This window comes from Streptomyces broussonetiae (genome assembly GCF_009796285.1).
In the GTDB taxonomy this organism is placed as follows: domain Bacteria; phylum Actinomycetota; class Actinomycetes; order Streptomycetales; family Streptomycetaceae; genus Streptomyces; species Streptomyces broussonetiae.
Genome location: NZ_CP047020.1, coordinates 8,436,960 through 8,455,123, shown reverse-complemented (window position 1 = coordinate 8,455,123; position 18,164 = coordinate 8,436,960). Strand labels below are relative to the sequence as shown.

14 protein-coding genes are annotated in these 18,164 nt (G+C 67.8%); 9 read left to right on the top strand and 5 right to left on the bottom strand.

Annotated features, from left to right (window positions below; all coding sequences use genetic code 11):
• The first annotated feature begins 66 nt into the window (after positions 1 to 66).
• Both GQF42_RS38575 and GQF42_RS38570 read left to right on the top strand, forming a co-directional pair.
• Positions 67 to 462 carry a hypothetical protein gene (locus tag GQF42_RS38575; protein ID WP_158927725.1) on the top strand — a complete coding sequence of 132 codons (396 nt, stop codon included), beginning with the start codon at positions 67 to 69 and terminating at the stop codon, positions 460 to 462.
• Positions 463 to 516: 54 nt separating this feature from the next.
• On the top strand, positions 517 to 1,317 hold the full coding sequence (locus GQF42_RS38570; protein ID WP_158927724.1) for an SDR family oxidoreductase: 801 nt from the start codon (positions 517 to 519) through the stop codon (positions 1,315 to 1,317).
• A gap of 102 nt (positions 1,318 to 1,419) precedes the next feature.
• On the opposite strand, the gene GQF42_RS38565 is transcribed toward GQF42_RS38570, so the two are convergent.
• The 4 genes from GQF42_RS38565 to GQF42_RS38550 form a co-directional block, all read right to left on the bottom strand.
• Positions 1,420 to 2,922: an SDR family NAD(P)-dependent oxidoreductase gene (locus GQF42_RS38565; protein ID WP_158927723.1), complete on the bottom strand. Its 1,503-nt coding sequence runs from the start codon at positions 2,920 to 2,922 to the stop codon at positions 1,420 to 1,422.
• A gap of 228 nt (positions 2,923 to 3,150) precedes the next feature.
• Complete coding sequence (locus GQF42_RS38560) at positions 3,151 to 4,482, bottom strand: wax ester/triacylglycerol synthase family O-acyltransferase (protein WP_158927722.1); 1,332 nt, start codon at positions 4,480 to 4,482, stop codon at positions 3,151 to 3,153.
• Between the two features lie 156 nt (positions 4,483 to 4,638).
• Entirely contained in the window at positions 4,639 to 6,960 is a 2,322-nt protein-coding gene (locus GQF42_RS38555) for a GH92 family glycosyl hydrolase (RefSeq protein ID WP_158927721.1), read from the bottom strand.
• A gap of 131 nt (positions 6,961 to 7,091) precedes the next feature.
• A complete protein-coding gene (locus tag GQF42_RS38550; protein WP_158927720.1) occupies positions 7,092 to 7,355 on the bottom strand; it encodes a GNAT family N-acetyltransferase in 264 nt (87 codons plus the stop codon).
• A 971-nt stretch (positions 7,356 to 8,326) separates the two neighbouring features.
• Here GQF42_RS38550 and GQF42_RS38545 point away from each other — a divergent pair.
• The 7 genes from GQF42_RS38545 (at position 8,327) to GQF42_RS38515 (ending at position 16,842) form a co-directional block, all read left to right on the top strand.
• Positions 8,327 to 9,619, top strand: coding sequence for a formylglycine-generating enzyme family protein (locus tag GQF42_RS38545; protein WP_233273630.1), 1,293 nt, complete (start codon positions 8,327 to 8,329; stop codon positions 9,617 to 9,619).
• Positions 9,620 to 9,651: 32 nt separating this feature from the next.
• Complete coding sequence (locus tag GQF42_RS38540) at positions 9,652 to 10,128, top strand: pyridoxamine 5'-phosphate oxidase family protein (protein ID WP_325100416.1); 477 nt, start codon at positions 9,652 to 9,654, stop codon at positions 10,126 to 10,128.
• 48 nt (positions 10,129 to 10,176) lie between these two features.
• Positions 10,177 to 11,418 carry an MFS transporter gene (locus GQF42_RS38535; RefSeq protein WP_267906160.1) on the top strand — a complete coding sequence of 414 codons (1,242 nt, stop codon included), beginning with the start codon at positions 10,177 to 10,179 and terminating at the stop codon, positions 11,416 to 11,418.
• A gap of 31 nt (positions 11,419 to 11,449) precedes the next feature.
• On the top strand, positions 11,450 to 12,178 hold the full coding sequence (locus GQF42_RS38530; RefSeq protein WP_158927717.1) for a class I SAM-dependent methyltransferase: 729 nt from the start codon (positions 11,450 to 11,452) through the stop codon (positions 12,176 to 12,178).
• 56 nt (positions 12,179 to 12,234) lie between these two features.
• The gene (locus tag GQF42_RS38525; protein ID WP_158927716.1) at positions 12,235 to 13,446 is read left to right on the top strand and encodes a cytochrome P450; all 1,212 of its coding nucleotides are present in this window, start codon (positions 12,235 to 12,237) and stop codon (positions 13,444 to 13,446) included.
• A 109-nt stretch (positions 13,447 to 13,555) separates the two neighbouring features.
• The gene (locus tag GQF42_RS38520) at positions 13,556 to 14,710 is read left to right on the top strand and encodes an ATP-grasp domain-containing protein (protein WP_158927714.1); all 1,155 of its coding nucleotides are present in this window, start codon (positions 13,556 to 13,558) and stop codon (positions 14,708 to 14,710) included.
• On the top strand, positions 14,707 to 16,842 hold the full coding sequence (locus GQF42_RS38515; protein WP_158927712.1) for a xanthine dehydrogenase family protein molybdopterin-binding subunit: 2,136 nt from the start codon (positions 14,707 to 14,709) through the stop codon (positions 16,840 to 16,842). Before GQF42_RS38520 ends, GQF42_RS38515 begins: the two co-directional genes overlap by 4 nt.
• Before the next feature lie 73 nt (positions 16,843 to 16,915).
• Here the strand turns inward: GQF42_RS38515 and glgC are convergent, their stop codons facing one another.
• Positions 16,916 to 18,136, bottom strand: a complete 1,221-nt coding sequence (gene glgC, locus GQF42_RS38510) for a glucose-1-phosphate adenylyltransferase (RefSeq protein WP_158927710.1) — start codon at positions 18,134 to 18,136, stop codon at positions 16,916 to 16,918.
• Positions 18,137 to 18,164 lie beyond the last annotated feature (28 nt).

Genomic DNA, 18,164 nt, shown 5'->3' with positions numbered 1-18,164 from the left:
CGGACCGCAAGCTCCACATGATCTGCTGGCGTGCGGGCAACGGCTGTCTCGCGGAAGGACTGACGCATGGAGCTGCGCAGCGTCGAGGAGCTGATGGATCTGCTGTACGCCGGCCGGCACCAGCATGCGTTGCGGACCGCGGCACTGCTGCGCCGCAGCCGACCCGCCGACAAGGAGCTCCAGGTGGCGGGCCTGGTACACGGGATCGGGCCGGTGCTGTGCCCGGGCGACGAGGCGGGCCGGGCCCGCAGCACGGCCGAGGCGGTGCGTCCCCTGCTCGGGGAGCGGGTGTTCCGGCTGGTCCGCGGGGACGCGGGCACCGCCGACGACGATGTGCAGCGACTGCGCCTCGCGGACGAGGAGGGCCGCACGACGGGTTTCGACGCGGGCGTCCTGGAGGACTGGCGCACGGTACTCGAACTGGTGGCGGCCCGGCACTCCAGGCTCGGCGCAGTGGACTGACCGCTCCTGCGCACGCCCCTGTTGCCTGACGGCCCGTCATGAGACGGTAGGGCGATGACGTCGTCGTGCGCACTGAATGGCAGGGCGGCCGTCGTCACCGGCGCAACGCGTGGCATCGGGCGAGCCGTGGCCGAGGCCCTCACCGCGGCCGGGGCGCTGGTCTGCGTGACCGCGCGGGACGCGGCCGAGGTGCGGCGCACCGCCGCCGAGCTGGGCGGGATCGGCCTGGCCGGGGACGTGGCAGGACCGGGGCACCCGGAGGCGCTGACGGAGCTGGCGCTGCGCGCGTTCGGGCGGCTGGACATCGTGGTCAACAACGCGGCGACGAACCGGCCGTACGGACCCCTGATGGACACCGACCCGGACGCCTGGCGCGAGGCGTTCGCCGTCAACGTCGAGGCGCCGTTGCGGCTGGTGCGGTGTGCGTGGCGGGGCTGGATGCGCGAGCACGGCGGGGCCGTGGTCAATGTGTGCACCGAGGGCGCCACGCATCCGGGCCCGAACGTGGGCGCGTACGGCACCACCAAGGCGGCCCTGCTCCATCTCACCGGACAGCTGGCGGGCGAACTCGCGCCCCGGGTGCGGGTGAACTCCGTCTCCCCCGGGCTGGTGCGCACCGAGATGGCCCGGTTCGTGTGGGAGCCGGGCGAGGCGGAGGTGGCCGCGGGGCTGCCGCTCGGGCGGATCGGGGAACCTCAGGACGTGGCCCGGGCGGTGGTGTGGCTGGTGTCCGACGCGGCCGAGTGGGTCACGGGCGCGGATCTGCTCGTGGACGGCGGGACACGGGTGCGCGCCGCGTCCACGGCAGTGCCGTACGCCGTGCACCAGCGGTTGCGCGGGGGGCCCGGGGTCTAGGCGGCGACGCGGCCCGGCCCCCTGAGGGGCCGCAGTCCCCCTGCAGTCCCATGGGGCCCGCAACGGGAGTTCAGCCACGAAGTACGCGTCGCCTGCGGGGTGTCACCACTTGCCGGGCGCGTAGTCCTTCATGAACACGCCGTACAGGTCCTCGCCCGCCTCACCGCGCACGATCGGGTCGTAGACGCGGGCGGCGCCGTCGACCAGGTCGAGCGGGGCGTGGAAGCCGGCCTCGGCGAGGCGCAGCTTGTCGTAGTGCGGCCGTTCGTCGGTGATCCAGCCGGTGTCGACGGAGGTCATCAGGATGCCGTCGGTGTCGAACATCTCCTGGCCGCTGGTCCGCGTGACCATGTTCATGGCCGCCTTCGCGGCGTTGGTGTTTGGGTGCCCGGCGCCCTTGTAGCCGCGGCTGAAGACGCCTTCCATCGCCGAGACGTTGACGACGTAGCTGCGCCCGCTGTCCGCCTTCTTCGCGGCGTCGGCCATGGCCGGGCGCAGCTTGCTGATGAGGATGAACGGCGAGGTGTAGTTGCACAGCTGGGTCTCGAGCAACTCCACCGGGGAGATCTGCTCGATGGTCTGTACCCAGGTGTTCGTCTCCACGACGTCGGGGAGCAGGCCGCCGGCGTCGATGGCGGTGCCCTCGATGTGCCGGGCGACGCTGGCGTTGCCCGCGACGAGGGCGAGGTCGGCGACCTTCTGCGCGTCCAGGCCGCTGGTGCCGACGGGGAGCGCGGCGATGCCGTCGACGGCGCCGGAGTTGAAGGCGCCGATGACGTGATGGGCGGGGAGTTCCCCGGCGGGCAGCGGGGCGCTCTCGCCCTCGACCAGGGCCGCGTAGGCGGAGGGCAGGCGGCGCACGGTCTGCGTGGCGTTGTTGATCAGGATGTCGAGCGGGCCCGCCTCGGCGACCTGCTCGGCCAGGGCCACGGCCTGCGCCGGATCGCGCAGGTCGATGCCGACGACCTCCAGGCGGTGGATCCAGTCCGCCGAGTCCTCCATCGCCTTGAACCGGCGGATGGCGTCCTTGGGGAAGCGCGTGGTGATGGTGGTGTGGGCGCCGTCGCGCAGCAGGCGCAGCGCGATGTACATGCCGATCTTGGCGCGCCCGCCGGTGAGCAGGGCGCGCTTGCCGGTGAGGTCGGCACGGGCGTCGCGCTTGGCCCGGTTCATGCGGGCGCAGTCCGGGCAGAGCTGGTGGTAGAAGTAGTCGACCTCGACGTAGCGGCCCTTGCAGGTGTAGCAGGAGCGCGGGCGCTGGAGTATGCCCGCGAGCCTGCCCTCCTCGACCTTGGAGCTGGGCAGGATGCCCTCGGTCTCGTCGTCGATGCGCTCGGCGGAGCCGGTCGCGGTGGCCTCGGTGACCGCCTTGTCGTGCGCGGTCTTGGCGGCCCGGCGCTCCTGGCGGCGGCGCTGCTTGACCGTGCGGTAGATGTGCGAGGTGGCCCGGCGCACCCTGATCGCGTCGGGGTGGTCGACCTCGATGGTGTCGAGTTCCTCGAGCACGCTGAGGCAGACGGCCAGCCGCTCGGGGTCGATACCCGGCCCGTAGACCACTTCGTCCGTGGCCATGGAGGCCATGGAGCCGTCCTCTGTCACCGTCATCGCGCTGCCGCTTCCCTGATCACCCGCGCAGCGCGCCGACTCGCGCCCGCTTTCGAACGGGGAATTTTACGGAGCGGACCGGCCACCCGCCAAACCCGCCCGGAGCAGGACCACGATCCGGACGGTCGCCGACGTCGGGGCGTGGTCGGGGCGTGTCGAGGAGCGACGCCCGAGGGGGCCACCCGCACCCGGCGACAAGAGGGGTGCGGGTGGACGGGTGGGTGCCCCTCAGGCCTCGCAGGCGGACAGCAGCGTCTCGATCTCGGCCGACACCGCGTGGGCGAACCGGTCCAGGTCCGGCACCGCCTGCGCGTCGGCGACCAGGCCGTAGTGCACACGGCCGCGGTACGTCGAGATCGCCACCGCGAGAGACTGGCCGGGAGCGAGCGGGGCCAGTGGATAGACCTCGGTCAGCTCGTGACCGCCGAGCCTGAGCCCGAGCCCGGGCAGCGGCACGCTGGTGACCAGGATGTCGAACCACAGCCGCGCGGCCTGGCCGACGAGGGGACCGCCGAGCCGGTGGCCGAGGGCCGGGACGTGGTCGGCGAGCAGGGCCACGGCGCCCGCACCCCGGTTCGGTCCCGCGTCCTTGTTGCGGATCATCGCCGTACGCACGGTGTCCAGGCGGCCGAGCGGGTCCGGTTCGCCGACGGGAAGCGGTATCAGGTAGCCGGAGAGCCGGTTGCCCTGTGGGTGGGCGGTACGCGGACGGCGCCGGGAGACGGGGATGAGGGCGCGCGGCGCCACGCCCTTGGTGGACTCGCCGCGCTCCTCCAGCCAGCGGCGCAGCGCACCGGCGACGACGGCGATGAGCACGTCGTTGACCGTGCCGCCCACGCTCTTGCGCACCCGGTGCACGTCGTCGATGTCCACGACCACGCCGGCCGTGCGGCGGGTGCCGCTGGGGGACGACGTCAGCGCGGAGGAGGGCCGCATGCCGAACGTGGAGCGGGCGAGGGAGGCGCCGATGTCCAGGGCCCGGCCCGCGTCGGACAGCACGCCCCGGACCAGTCCGGGCAGTAGTCCCGGCAGCCGGCGCACGTCGGGCAGCAGACCACGCGGCGGTTCGATGGCGCGCGGCGCCCGCTGGGGCAGGTCCACCGGGTCCAGGACGCCGGCGGCGAGCTTGAGCGCGCGCAGCCCGTCGGCGAGGGCGTGGTGGAACTTGAACAGCACCGCGAAGGACATCCCGTCCTCGCCGGGCAGCACATGGGCCTCCCACGGAGGCCGGCCCCGCTCCAGCGGGCGTTCCATGAGCCGGCCGGCGACCGCGTGGAAGTCCGCGGTCGGGGCGTGCAGCCGTACGTGGTTCAGGGGGTCGAAGTCCGGATCCGTCTCGCGCACGGCGGCGCCGAAGGCGAGCGGTTGCCACACGTCGCGGATGCGCAGGCGGAGTCCGGGTACGGCGGCGGCGCGGGCGGCGAGCAGGTCGGCCGCGTGGGCGCCGGCGGTGGGCGAGTGGGCGCCGAAGACGCCGAGCGCGCCGAGGTGCATCGGATGCCGGTCGGACTCGATGTTCCAGAACGCCAGGTCGAGGGGAGCGAGCAGATCGGAAGTCAAGGGCTTGCCTCACGCATCGACGACGGGTGGATGTGCAGTCACTCGCAGTCAATCTCCGACACCCGATTACGGTCAAGTACGATCATGCTACGCACAGTTAACGCCAGATTAAGTCCCGCCCCCCGAACGGAGGCGGGACCACGGAATACGCCGTGCTCACCTCAGGACAGGCTGCGCCGCCTCGGGTGACGTACCCCACTCAGACGGGCGCGAGCCGACCGTGAACGCGAGTGAGCGCATCGAGCGCAGCGCTGCGTTCGTCACATACGTCCGGCCGTGTACGTGACCGTCGGTGCGCACGGACTGGATGTAGCGGTCGGCGGCCGAGGTGCCGGGCGCCGTGATGGTCAGTGCGCCGCTCGGCCAGTAGTGGCGGTCCAACGTGAGGTCGACCCGGTCGAAGACGGGGGTGGACAGACCCCAGGTGCCGTAGCCGGGCTGGATCGGGAACATGCCGATGGACGACAGCACGTTCCAGGCGGACATCGTGCCCAGGTCGTCGTTGCCCGTGATGCCGGTCGGCCCGTCGGTGAACAGGGTCAGCGCGGCATGGACCACGTCGGTGGTCTTCCAGGGCTGACCGGTGGCGAGGTACGTGTACGGCGCGATCAGATCGGGCTCGTTCATCGGGTTGTACTTGTCGGCGTTGTAGTAGGCGTACGCGCTCCCGTGCACCCACACCTCGCGGGCGGTCTGCGCGGGGTCGGCGAGCAGCCGGCCGTAGGCGAAGAAGGAGTCCAGCCGGTCGTTGGCCGCGCGCTCGCCGCCGATGAGCCGCACCATGCCGGGCACGTCCTGCGGGACGAGCCACTGGTACTGCCAGGCGGTGCCCTCGTGGAAGCCGGTGCCGCGGGCCGGGTCGGCCGAGCCGGTGAAGGCGCCGGAGGCGTCGCGGGCGCGGAAGAAGCCGGTCGCGGGGTCGAAGATGTTCCGGTAGCTCTGCGCGCGGGCCGCGTACCGGGCGGCGTCCGCGCCATGGCCGAGACCACGGGCCATCTGGGCCAGCATCGCGTCGGCGAGCGCGTACTCCAGGGTGACCGAGGCGCCGTGGTGGTAGTCGGAGTCGCCCATCTTGGCGTACGGGCGCTTGTCGACGTACGGCGCGAAGCCGTGCGCGAGGTACTCGGCGTTGGCCTCCCGGCCGATGCCCGGGTACGAGGCGGGCGGGACGCCGTCGGCGTTCTTCCTCAGCGCGCGGTAGGCCCGCTCCTCGAAGCCCTTGAGCAGGCCCGACTGGTAGGCCGTGGTCAGGAACGGGGTGACCGGGTCACCACTCATGACGTTCGTCTCGACCGGGCCGTAACCCCACTTGGGCAGCCAGCCGCCGTCCTCGTCGATCGCGACCACCGAGCGGGCCATGTCCCGTGCCTCGCGCGGCGCGAGCAGGGCGAGGAGCTGGGCCTGGGTTCGGTAGGTGTCCCACAGCGACCAGTTCTGGTAGTACGTGAAGCCGTCGGCGTGGCGGATACGCCGGTCCCAGCCGAGGTACCTGCCGTCGGCGTCGCCGCCGATGTTCGGCGCGAGGAACGACCGGTACAGCGAGGAGTAGAAGGTCCGGCGCAGCGTGTCCGTGCCGCCCTGGACGTGGACGCCGGCGAGCCGCTTCTCCCACTCCTCCCGGGCCCGCTCGCGCACGGCGTCGAAGGACCGGCCGCCCTCGGCGTCGAGGTTGCCGGCCGCGCCGTGCGCGTCGACGTACGACAGCGCGGTGGTCGCCTCGACCGTGCGGTCCCTGGTCGTGTCGAAGCGTACGTAGGCGCCACCGTGTCCGCTGCGGGAGCCCGGGGTGACGCTCCGGCCGTCCCAGGTGCCGTAGGCGGTGAAGGGCCGGCTGAACCGAGTGATGGTGTAGACGGTGTAGGGGCCGGTGTCGCGGCAGAAGCCGTGGCCGGTGATCGCGGTGCGCACGGTGTGGTCGTCGAGGATCTCGACGTTGCTGGAGACCGCCTTGTGCAGGGACTGGGCGGCATTGAGCAGGACGTTGGCCTGCGCGGTGGCGGGGAAGGTGTAGCGCTGCATACCGGTGCGCTCGGTCGCGGTCAGCTCGGCACGGATGCCGGAGGCGAGGCCGACACGGTAGTAGCCGGGACTCGCCGCCTCGTCCTGGTGCGAGTAGGCCGCGGCGTACTTGGTGTAGTCCGTCTGCGTCACGTCGCCCGTGGTCGGCAGCACGGGCAGGTCGCCGCCGATGCCACAGCCGACACCCGAGAGATGGACCAGCGAGAAGCCGCGGATGCGGCTCTGCGTGTAGTCGTATCCGGCGAAGTGCCCGGTGTCCGGGGAGAACTGCACCATGCCGAAGGGCACGGCGGCGCCGGGGAAGGTGTTGCCCTCGTTCTGGCTCCCGATGAAGGGGTTGACCAGGTCGGTGAGGTGGCCGTCGGTCCGCTCGGCGGCGCCTGCGGCGGGGGTGGCGGTCAGCGCGGACGCTGCCATCATCCCGGCCAGGAACAGCCGTGTGCGCCGGGTCCCTCTCATGTCGGATGACCTCCGGAGGTTCGACATCGTTCCCTGCATCCTGAAGGGCGAACGACACAAACCCGGGCATTCCATGGGGGTTGCGCATGCCGCGTCGCGCGAGGGTGACACGGGCGAGTGATGACGGGCACTCAGATCGCCTGTGTGAAAACCGCTTGGCCGCGGACGAAGCCCGGCGCACCGGAGAAGTGATGGGCCAGCGCACGGCTCTTGTTGCCGGTGTGCCGGACGAGCGCGCAACCCCGGGTGCGGGCGCGGGAGACGGCGTACTCCAGCAGGCAGCGGCCGAGTCCGCAGCCGCGCCGAGCCGCCCGGATACGCACCGCCTCGAGCAACGCCCGCTCGGCATCGCCCTTGCCGGGCCCAGGAAGTGCGGTGAGCGCGGGCCGCACCACAGGTGGGGGCGGCGGACCTGCGCAGGCTCCGACCCGGGCCGCCGGACGGGCCGTGGTGGGACGCTCCGGCGTCCTCGGCCTCGATCAGCATCTCGGCCGTCGCGTCGAGTTCACATCGGCCGTGGTCCCCGGGAAAGGCGAACGGGCTCCGCAGTCACGGCAGGCACGCCCGCGGTCTACGCGGAAGACCGCCCGGGGCTTGCGGAGGAAGGCCGAACCCCGTGAAATAAGACCCCATTGGCCCCCTGTCCGGAATATTCGGGACCTTCACTCCGTGCCATCTGCATGCTGTTGGTAAAATCTTGTTTTCAGTGAAGCCCTGTGCGGCCTGCAACGAAGTGTCCAAAACCTTTCCCCCGCAACAGGGTGAGAATTGGCCAGGCGAGAGCACCCTCGGGCCGAATCGGAAAGTTTCGTTCCGTTTCCGGACGCGCTGGTGGCGGCACTCGACTCCCCCAGGCAGGCCTGCATGGCACCCCACCTTCCCGGTCGGCGCAATCCGGTGCCGACCTCTTCCTCATGGATGAGAACGGGCCATTCATCCGACCTTCCCCTGCGAGATGGAATCCGGCCACATGGCGAACAGGGCAAAAACACGGCCGGAACAAACCATGATTCCTGTCACACGGGCCACGCTATTGACTCCCTGATCACGCGCCACGTAATTTCCATTACCAACGTCATTGACGAGAGGAGGTGCTCGATATGACCGACGAAACTTTCCTCGGCTCGCGCGAGTCTGCGATGAACACCAAGTGGGAGGGCTGATCCCCTACCCCTAGGTTGGCGCCGCCGCTCGCCGTGAGTGAGCGGCGGCGCCTCATCGGCATTTTGTCTCTATAACTTTGTTCTCTCGAGCACTGCGCAGCGGATATAACAAAGAAAGTCCTGGGCTTCCTCGGCGGACTCCGGCGTAAAAACAGAGGACGCTTCACATGACAAGGGGAGACACATTGGAATCCGACCGGTACATGGAAGAGGTCAAGGACGAAATTTCCCTCGCCGAGAAGCTCGCGGAGGAGGGTAAGGCCACGGACATCTGCCACATGGCGAAAGAACATCCCAAGTGGCAGGTGAGGGCCGCCTGCGTCACGCTGCTGGGAGAAAATTTCCCGGATCATCCGGACGCGAAGGAAACCATAGCCTACTGCACGCACGATCCTGTCGATCAGGTGGCGTTCACGGCGATCCGAACCGCCGGCGACAAGCGGGTCGACACCGCGATCCGAGACTTGATCTGCATCACAGGATGGCCCAGCAACTTCACTCGAGACCATACGAGCAAACCCGTCGGGTTCGGTGCCGCCTATACCAAGCGTGCACTCATCTCGATCTTTGGCAGCGAAGATCCGGACACGCTGCGCCGACTTGAGGACGAGCATTTCGTCGAGCTGCGCAAGAACGTGTCCAAAGGAAAGCGCGAACGGAACAACGACGATGTAGTCCTCGTTCCGGGCGGCCCATTCATTGCCGGCGCCTCGCGGCAACAGATCGAACGGGTTCACCAGCAGGTCGGTTCGTTCGAGATGAACGACCAGGACAACCACCCGCGAGTCGTAGAGCTTCCGTCGTTCTATATCGACCGCACGACGGTGACGAACAGGCGCTACGCAGAGTTCCTCGCCGACGTCGAAAACACCGAGGACCACGATCACCCGGACCAGCCGATCGGTCACGACCATACGCCGGCGCACTGGCATGACAAGCGCTTCAACCACCCTGACCAGCCCGTGGTCGGAGTCGACTGGTACGACGCCTGGGCGTTCGCCAAATGGGCCGGCGGGCGCCTTCCCACCGAAGACGAATGGGAGAAGGCGGCCCGGGGCATCGACGCGCGCGCCTTCCCCTGGGGCAACGAGTGGAATGCCGAGTACGCGAACAACGTCTCACGGGCTTTCGGGGTCACCCCCACCCACCGCACCGAGCTGGAAGAGCTACTCCTCAAGGCGACTTCCGAATACCCCGCATCCCCTGTGCTGGCCGCTGATGCGCTGCCGGAAGGGGCCAGCCCGTACGGTGCACTCAACATGGTCGGCAACGTGTGGGAGATGACGTTGACCAACTTCTACACGAGGGAGGACATGGATCCCTTCCTCAAGGGGAGGAAGCCGATCGAGTTCATGAACAGGAAGGAGGCGTTCTTCTCCTTGCGGGGAGGGACCTGGACGTCACCCGCCGTGTGCCTGACGACGTATTACCGAGGGAAAGACCTGATCACAGACCGGCATAACGAGATCGGTTTCCGCTGCGTGTATCCTGCGTGACTCGAAAACCCGAGGTACATTTCTTGCCCACCGTGAAGATGAAGCGTCGGACTGACCGTCTCTGGTCTGCCGCGGATGCACCCTTCGACATCGATGAATTCCTTCGCCAGCCATTGGTCGCACGGGTTGCCACCGGTCATCGGGTCATTCGACCGGTCTGGTACCTGTGGGAGGACGAAACATTCTGGGTCATCACAGGGAAGTGGTCCCGGCTGGCGGACCGGCTGCAGGCCGATTCCGCCTTCGAACTCGTCGTCGACACGTGTGACATCCGTACCGGTCGGACTCTTCAAGTCATCGCACGGGGCTGCGGCTCAGTGGTGCCGTTCGAAGATGCCGAGCGAGGACGCCGAAAACTCGTCAGATACCTGGGTCCGGACGAGACGCTTTGGGACGATCGGTTCGCTCTCCCACAGCCACCCACGGATGAAACCTGGTGGGCGAAACTGGTACCCGACACCATGTGGGTCTCCGATCAGTCATTCAAGCCTTCCATGAACGGATCGTGACCGACAAACCCCTCACCAAGTTCCCGCGCGTCTAGGACGACAATCAAAATGCTACGGTCCGCACCGCAAGAATGGTCTTACGCTCAGGCGCTGAGAAATCCGCGCCTCGCCTTCTTTCTCTGCGGCGTAGTCATTTCCAGTGCCGGTGACGGCATGCTCATCACCGCGATTCCACTGCTGGCCCTGAAGATCCATGGATCTCTCCCGCCCGCCTTCGCGGTGTCCCTTGCCGCAGCGGCTCCCTATGTTTCGTCCACATGCCTGGCAATACCTTTCAGCCTGGGCAGACTACGTATACCGCCGAAAGTGTCCTTGGTGTCGGACTGTGTGGTGCGCTGCGCCACCCTCACTGCCCTGGGCCTGGCAGCGGTCGGCGGAGTACTCGCCATCGGGGTTCTTCTCGGAGCGCTGGTCCTGGGTTCGTGCCTACGATCGATGGCCAATGCCGGCACCAGACTGGCAGCGCTCAGCTTGGTCCCCGCACATGGACGCTACGCGGTGAACGGCCTGCTGGCCACGGTCAAGCAGTTCGCCCTGTACGTGGCAGGCCCCTCCCTGGGGGGACTGGTGGCCGCCCTCGTCAGCCCGGAATGGGCCCTCGTGATCGACGGCGCAACCTTCATTCCCCTCCTGGTCGCCGCACTTCTGGCCATCCCCCGTGCACCGTCGGCACCCACCAGGTCGGCAGCGACCGAGTCGGGCCTGAAGGTGATCCGCCGACTTCCCGTCGCATGGAAACTACTTGTCGTCGTCTTTCTGTTCAATCTTTTCTATATGCCGGTGGAAGCCGCTCTCCCCCTGTTCGTGAACGGTCCGCTCGAAGGCAGCAGCCGGGCGCTGGGAGTCATATGGACCCTCTTCGGTGCCGGCGCGATCCTGGGCGCGCTCGCAACGAACTACCTGCGGTCGGTTCCCCAACGCCCGCTTCTCATGGGAATTGTTGCAGCCTGGAGCTTCGCCATGTTCGGGTTGGCGAGTTCGCGCAGTGTTGTCACGGCGGCAGTCGTCTTCTTCGTCGCAGGTCTCATCTACGCACCGTTCACACCTGTCGCGTATTCCTACCTGAATCTCTTCCTCTCTGCGAAGGATGAGCAACCGGTCACCCTTCTGTGGTCCACCGTTTCGGCGCTGGCCGCGCCGCTCGGCCTGGTGGCGGCGGGTCCTCTCATTTACGCGATCGGAGGAAGGGAAAGCATCTTCCTGTCGGCACTCGTCACTCTGGTGCTGGCCGCCATCGCATTGCCCTTTGTTCGGTCCCAACCCACACCTGTGACGCGTCCATCTGATTGACAGCATCGGTTACAGAAAAGAGGTCGACAGAATGGACTACGACATCTCGGCGTACGGAGACCAGCGCCCGGACTACGACTCCATGGGGTGGGCGCTGCGTCACGACGAGGAAGAAGCGAGCGCCTTCTTGGCCGATCTCGCACCCGGCGGCCGGGCGTTGGAGCTGGGTGTGGGAACAGGACGGGTCGCGTTCCCGCTGGCCCGTCGCGGCCTGACCGTGGTGGGGATCGAAGGGTCTCGCTCCATGGCCGAGCAGCTTGAGCGAAAAATCAGTGACGTCACCGTCGAGGTGCTGATCGGCGATTTCGCCGATGTGCAGGCCGAGGGCGCCTTCGATCTCGTCTACTGCATCAGTGAGACGTTCTTCCTGCTCCCGAGCCAGGAGAGCCAGCTTCGCTGCCTGCACAACGCGGCAGCACGTCTGACCAAGGGTGGCCGGGTCGTCGTTCAGGCGATCGTCCCCGATCACGACCTGTTCTGTAGCACCCAGAGCACCCTCACCCGGCAGGTGAACGAACAAGGCGCCATCATCGCCGCGCGCCGGCACAACCGAGCCGAGCAGCGCGTCGACGTACAGAACATCGTGTTCGGTAGCAAAGATCCGGCGTACTACCCCATGCACTACCGGTATGTGTGGCCATCGGAACTCGACCTGATGGCGAAACTGGCCGGCCTTGCTCTTGCGTCAAGGACGGGGGGCTGGCGTGCCGAGCCGTACACCGCGTCCGGTGGGTATGTGGCGGTGTACGAAAAGAATTGATCCCTGCAGGCGCGACAGGATCCGCGACTTTCATGCGGTCGAAAGGCAAAGCTGAGATGGAGACCCTTCTTCCACGGCTACCGTTTCCCAGGGCCGGCGTCTTCGATCTGCCGGCGGAACTCCGTGAGTTGCAACACCGTGATGCGCCGACAAAGGTGCTCACGCCGACCGGAGACGAGGCATGGCTTGTCACCCGCTATGCAGATGTGCGCAGTCTCCTCGCGGACACCCGGCTCGGTCGCACCCACCCCGCTCCCGACCAGGCGACCCGGCTGAGCAACTCGGCACTGACCACAGCGGGTCCCGTCGGCAGTTACGCATCCGAGCGAGAGGACCACGCCAGGTACCGGCGTAGGCTCACGCCGGCGTTCTCGGCGAAGCGGATGCGGGCTCTGCACGGCCGCACGGAGGAGCTTTTGGCCGGCATCCTGGATCGGATGGCCGCGCTCCCCTCTCCGGTGGATCTCCACGACACCGTGTCGATGCCGCTCTCCTTGCACGTCATCTGCGAACTGCTCGGCGTCCCGTACGAAGACCATGACAGGTTTCGGGCGTGGTTCGACGGCGTATCGAGCATGACGAACCTCGAGCGCTCGACCGAGGCTCGGCAAAACCTGTCCGCGTACATGTACGAGCTGGCGCGACGCAAGGTTGACACACCCGGTGAGGACTTGATCAGCGATCTGGTGCATTCCGGGACGATGGAACTCACCCCCCGCGCGCCAGGAAGTGCATCGGCGCTGGACGATCTCTCCTACGTGGCAGCCTCTTTGCTGTTCGCGGGTTACCGGACCACGGCGATCAAGGTGGACGCCGGTGCGGTACTGCTCTTGTCGAACGAAGACCAGCGCGCTGCGCTGTACCGCGATCCGGCCCTGGCGGAAGGTGCAGTGGAGGAGGTTCTCCGGCTCTCGTCACCCGATCTCCCGCTTCTCCGGTACGCCCGGGAGGACATCGAGATTGCCGGGACGCATGTGAAGCTGGGCGAAGCGGTGCTTCTTTCAACTCTGGCCGCGAACCGCGACAGTTCGGTTTTCGCCGATCCCGACAGGTTTGATATCACCCGGGATCCGAATCCGCATCTTTCGTTCGGTCACGGGCCTCGTCTCTGTATTGGCACGACCCTCGCACGTATAGAGATCGCGGCGGCCCTGAGAATGCTTGTTCAGCGTTTTCCATCGCTTCGCCTGGCTCTTCCGGTGGAGGATTTGACCAGGCGGAACGACGTGTTGATCGGTGGGCTCGCGGCGGTGCCTGTGGAGTGGTGAGCCGACAGTTCCGGTTTCCGGTCGAGTGTCTGAAGTGGATCTTGGGGGTCCCGTGCCGGCGATTCTAGTCATGGGCTGCGGCCCTCGGTCACCTCATGGCCGTGATCAAATGCGGCGCCTGTCCGAGCAGGCTCGGCGCCGCGGCGTACAGCTCATTGGTGCCGATGCACCTGCAAACCTGACCGGTGTCGATACGACAATGTTCGACTCTGTCGTCAGGTGTAACGTGGAGGACTCCGCTGCCGCCGTTGACGAACTGCGGTCGCTGACCGCGGATTTCGTAGGCGGACTGGCTTTCCGTGATCTCTGCATCGAGCCACTCGCCGCGGTGGGAGAGGTGCTGGGGATACCGTGCGTCAGCCCGCTGACCGCGCGGACGACCCGCAACAAGGACCTGTGCAGGAACCGGCTGCGTCAAGCCGGTTTGCCGCAGCCCGCCTCGTTGCTGGCGGAAGGCCGGGCGGAGGCCCTGGAGTTCCTGCACGAAACCGCACCCGGGCCGTGGATCATCAAGCCGCGTGACGGCATGGGGAGTGCCGATGTCGACCTGGTCCGCTCGCCCGCCGAACTGGAATCGGCACTCCTCGGGCGTCCGGACGGAAAACCTTTTCTGATCGAGGAATTCGTCTCCGGTCCGGAATACTCTGCCGAGGGCTTGGTACTCAATGGTCGGCCTGCCGTTGTCGCGCTGACGCAGAAGTCTGTCGGGCCGCGGTTCGTGGAAACCGGACATCGCATACCCGCCGACTTCTCCGCCACCCAGGAAGAGGGCGTGTGCGAGCAGGTTCAAAAAGCAGTCAGCGCCGTCGGCCTGACGCACGGATTCTTTCATGTTGAATTCTGGATGACTGGGGCCGGTGTCGTCCTGGGGGAAATACACGCGCGGCCGGGGGGAGCCTTTATTCCCACCATGACCGAGTACGTCCGCCCCGGGATGGAACTCTACGGAATATATGTCGACGATGCTCTGGGAGCCGAATCGGTCCACATCCCCGCCCTCACAAGAAGCGCTGGAATGCGGCACATCATAGTCGAGCCACCGGGCCGGCTCGTCTCGGTTTCGGGATGGGAGGACGCGCACTCCTCACCCGAACTCATCGCAGCGGGTCTGGCGGTCGGGCCCGGGGACGAGATAACCCAGGTGTCATGGTCGGCCGACCGGCATGGGTTCATCGTCGTCGGAGGTGCGTCGGGGGAGGAAGTCGACACCCGCCTCGACCGGATCCGGGACCGGATCACGTTCGAAGTGTCCCCGGCGCAATGACCACGCCGACAGGCAGTACCGCTGTGCACTCTCGTGTGGAGGGCCGGGCCAAGGTCACTGGAGCAGCACGTTACGCAGGTGAGATTTCCTGTCCCGGCCTTGCCCATGGCTGGCTCGTGGTGTCCACCATCGCCCGGGGCCGGATTCTCTCGGTGGAGTCCGATCCGGTACGGGCGATGCCCGGTGTCCTGGCTGTTGTGCACCACGGGAACGCCCCTCGTCTCAACGGGGACTACACGAACCTCCTTGGCCGACCCGATCCGACCACTGTGGTCTTTCAGCACGACCGGGTGCCGTACGCAGGCTGGCCGGTGGCTCTGGTGGTCGCCGAAACTCCTGAACAGGCCAGGGAGGCCGCCGAGGCGCTGGTGATCCGCTACGACATGGAACCTCACGACGTGGCCTTCCACGCCGGATGCCCCGGTACGGCAGAGAACCCGCCGTACCTTCACAAGGAGACGGCGAAGGGGGACATGGCGGCCGAACTGGCCCTGTCCGCCTTCGTCGTGGACGCGGAGTACACCACACCGGAGGAACACCCCAGTCCCTTGGAGCCGCATGCGGCGATGGCGCGCTGGGAAGACGGCCGACTGGAGATCGTCGACTCGAATCAGGGCAGCAGATGGGTGGCGGACGAGATTGCCACCATGTTCTCTGTGGACCCGGCGTCGGTACGGGTGCGGTCCGAACACGTCGGAGGAGCGTTCGGATCCAAGCTCCTGCGCGTGCACCAGGTGCTGGCTGTCATGGGCGCCTCCGTCGTCGAGCGTCCTGTGCGTGTCGTACTGACGCGTCGTCAGATGTTCTCGCTGGCCGGCTACCGCAGTCCCACGGTGCAGCGCGTCAGGCTCGGTGCCGACGTCGACGGCCGGCTACGGGTGCTCGACCACCAGGCGCAGTGCCTCAACGCGTCGGTTCACCGCTTCGTCGAGCAGAGCACCGAGGCGGCGCAGGTACTGTATGACGCCGACGCGCATCACACCGTCAACCGGGTCGTGCCACTTGACGTGCCGTCAACCGGCTGGATGCGCGCGCCCGGCATGGCACCCGGGTCGTTCGCGCTGGAGAGCGCACTCGATGAACTGGCCGAGATGTGCGCCGTGGACCCCATCGCACTGCGCGCACGCAACGAACCGCAGACCGGCCCCGTGTCCGGACTTCCCTTCAGCAGCCGCCGGTTGCTCGCCTGCTTCGAGGAAGGCGCCCGCAGGTTCGGCTGGGCGCGGCGGGATCCGCGTCCGGGCCTGCGCCGTGAGGGGCGTTGGCTGCTGGGGACCGGCACCGCAGCGGCCGCGTTTCCCGTGGGCGTCGCCCCGTCCACGGCGACCGTGACGGCGCAGGCCGACGGCACGTTCACCGTACGGATCACAGCCTCGGACCCCGGAACGGGTGCGCGCACTGCGCTCACCCTGATCGCTGCCGAAGCGTTGGACGTGCCACCCGACCGTGTCCGGGTCCTGATCGCGGACAGCGGCTACGGCCGTGCCATGGTCGCCGGCAGCTCGATGGGCACCCGTTCCTGGGGCTGGGCGATCAAGACCGCGGTGGGTGACCTACGAGAGCTTCTGGCGCGAAGCCAGGACATACCTCCTCAGGGGATCACGGGTCGGGCGGACACGTCCACGCTCATGGGTACGCTGGCGAAGCGGGAACGACACACCTACGGGGCACAGTTCGCGGAAGTCGCCGTGGACGTCACCAGTGGCGAGGTACGTGTACGGCGCATGCTCGGCATCTTCGCCGCAGGTCGCATCGTCAACCCGCTGACCGCACGCAGTCAGTTCGTCGGCGGAATGACCTGGGGGCTTTCCATGGCGCTGCACGAGGGCGCGGTCAGGGACCGGGCCTTCGGCGACCTGGTCGGTGCCGATCTCGCGGGATATCACATCGCGGCGAACGCCGATGTACCGCTGATCGAGGCCGACTGGGTGGACGACCCGGATGACGACGACCCGATCGGTATCAAGGGCATCGGCGAGATCGGGAACGTCGGAGCCGCGGCGGCGATCACCAATGCGGTGTGGCACGCCACCGGCGTGCGCCACCGCGACCTGCCGATCAGGCCCGACCGTGTCCTGTCGGCGGGCGCTGTGGCCGATACGGAGAACGTCGCGCCCCGGCACCCCGTCTGACGTCGATTCCTCGGCGTTGGTGGGTACAGGTGCGGGCCGGTCGCGGCTGCTGTGCCGGGGTTCCACAAAGGCCTCAGGAGACCCGCTGCCCCTTCCCCAGGGCGATCACCCCGCCCGCGGACACCGTGTACAGCTCGGCATCCCGTTCCGGGTTGACGCCGATCGTCGCTCCGGGCGGAACCTCCACGTTCTTGTCCAGGACGGCACCGCGCACCACCGCGCCCCGTCCGATGCGCACGTTGTCGTGGAGCACCGAGCCCTGGACCACGGCCCCGGGGTCGACCCGTACGCCCGGGGACAGCACGGATCGGGTGACCTGACCGCGGACCAGGCAGCCCGCGCTGATGATGGACTCGCTCGCGATGCCGCCGGCGTTGAAGCGGGCCGGGGAGAGCTGGCCCGAGTGGGTGTAGACGGGCCACTGCCGGTTGTACAGGTTGAAGGCGGGACGTTCGGCGATGAGGTCCATGTGCGACTCGTAGTAGGCATCCAGGGTGCCCACGTCCCGCCAGTAGCCCTGGTCGCGGGTGGTCTCGCCGGGCACGTGGTTGTCACGGAAGTCGTACAGCTGGGCCTCGCCGCGCGCGGTGAGCTGGGGCAGGATCGAGCCGCCCATGTCGTGCACGGACTGCCCGTCCTCGGCGTCGCGGTGCAGCGCCTCGACGAGGGCCTTGGTGGTGAAGACGTAGTTGCCCATCGAGGCGAACACGTTCTCCGGGTCGTCGGGGAGCCCCGGCGGGTCGGCGGGCTTCTCCAGGAATCGCCGGATCGTGCGGCCGTCCGTGGCCGGTGTGATCACCCCGAAGGCCGAGGACTGCACGCGCGGCACCCGGATGCCGGCCACCGTCACCCCCGCGCCCCCGTCGATGTGCTGCGCGACCATCTGCCGCGGGTCCATGCGGTAGACGTGGTCGGCACCGAACACCGCGACGTACTCGGGCTGTTCGTCGTGGATCAGGTTCAGCGACTGCAGGATCGCGTCGGCGCTGCCCAGGTACCAGCGTGGGCCGAGGCGCTGCTGGGCCGGGACCGGGGTGACGTAGTTGCCGAGCAGGCTGGACATCCGCCAGGTGGTGGTGATGTGCCGGTCCAGCGAGTGCGATTTGTACTGGGTCAGTACGCAGATGCGCAGGACGTCGGCGTTGACGAGGTTGGACAGGACGAAGTCGACGAGACGGTAGGTGCCGCCGAAGGTGACGGCCGGTTTGGCGCGGTCGGCGGTCAGCGGCATCAGGCGCTTGCCTTCCCCGCCCGCCAGTACGATCCCGAGTACGGAAGGCCCTCCACGACGCATGGCCGCTCCCCTCACCCTGGTAGAACCA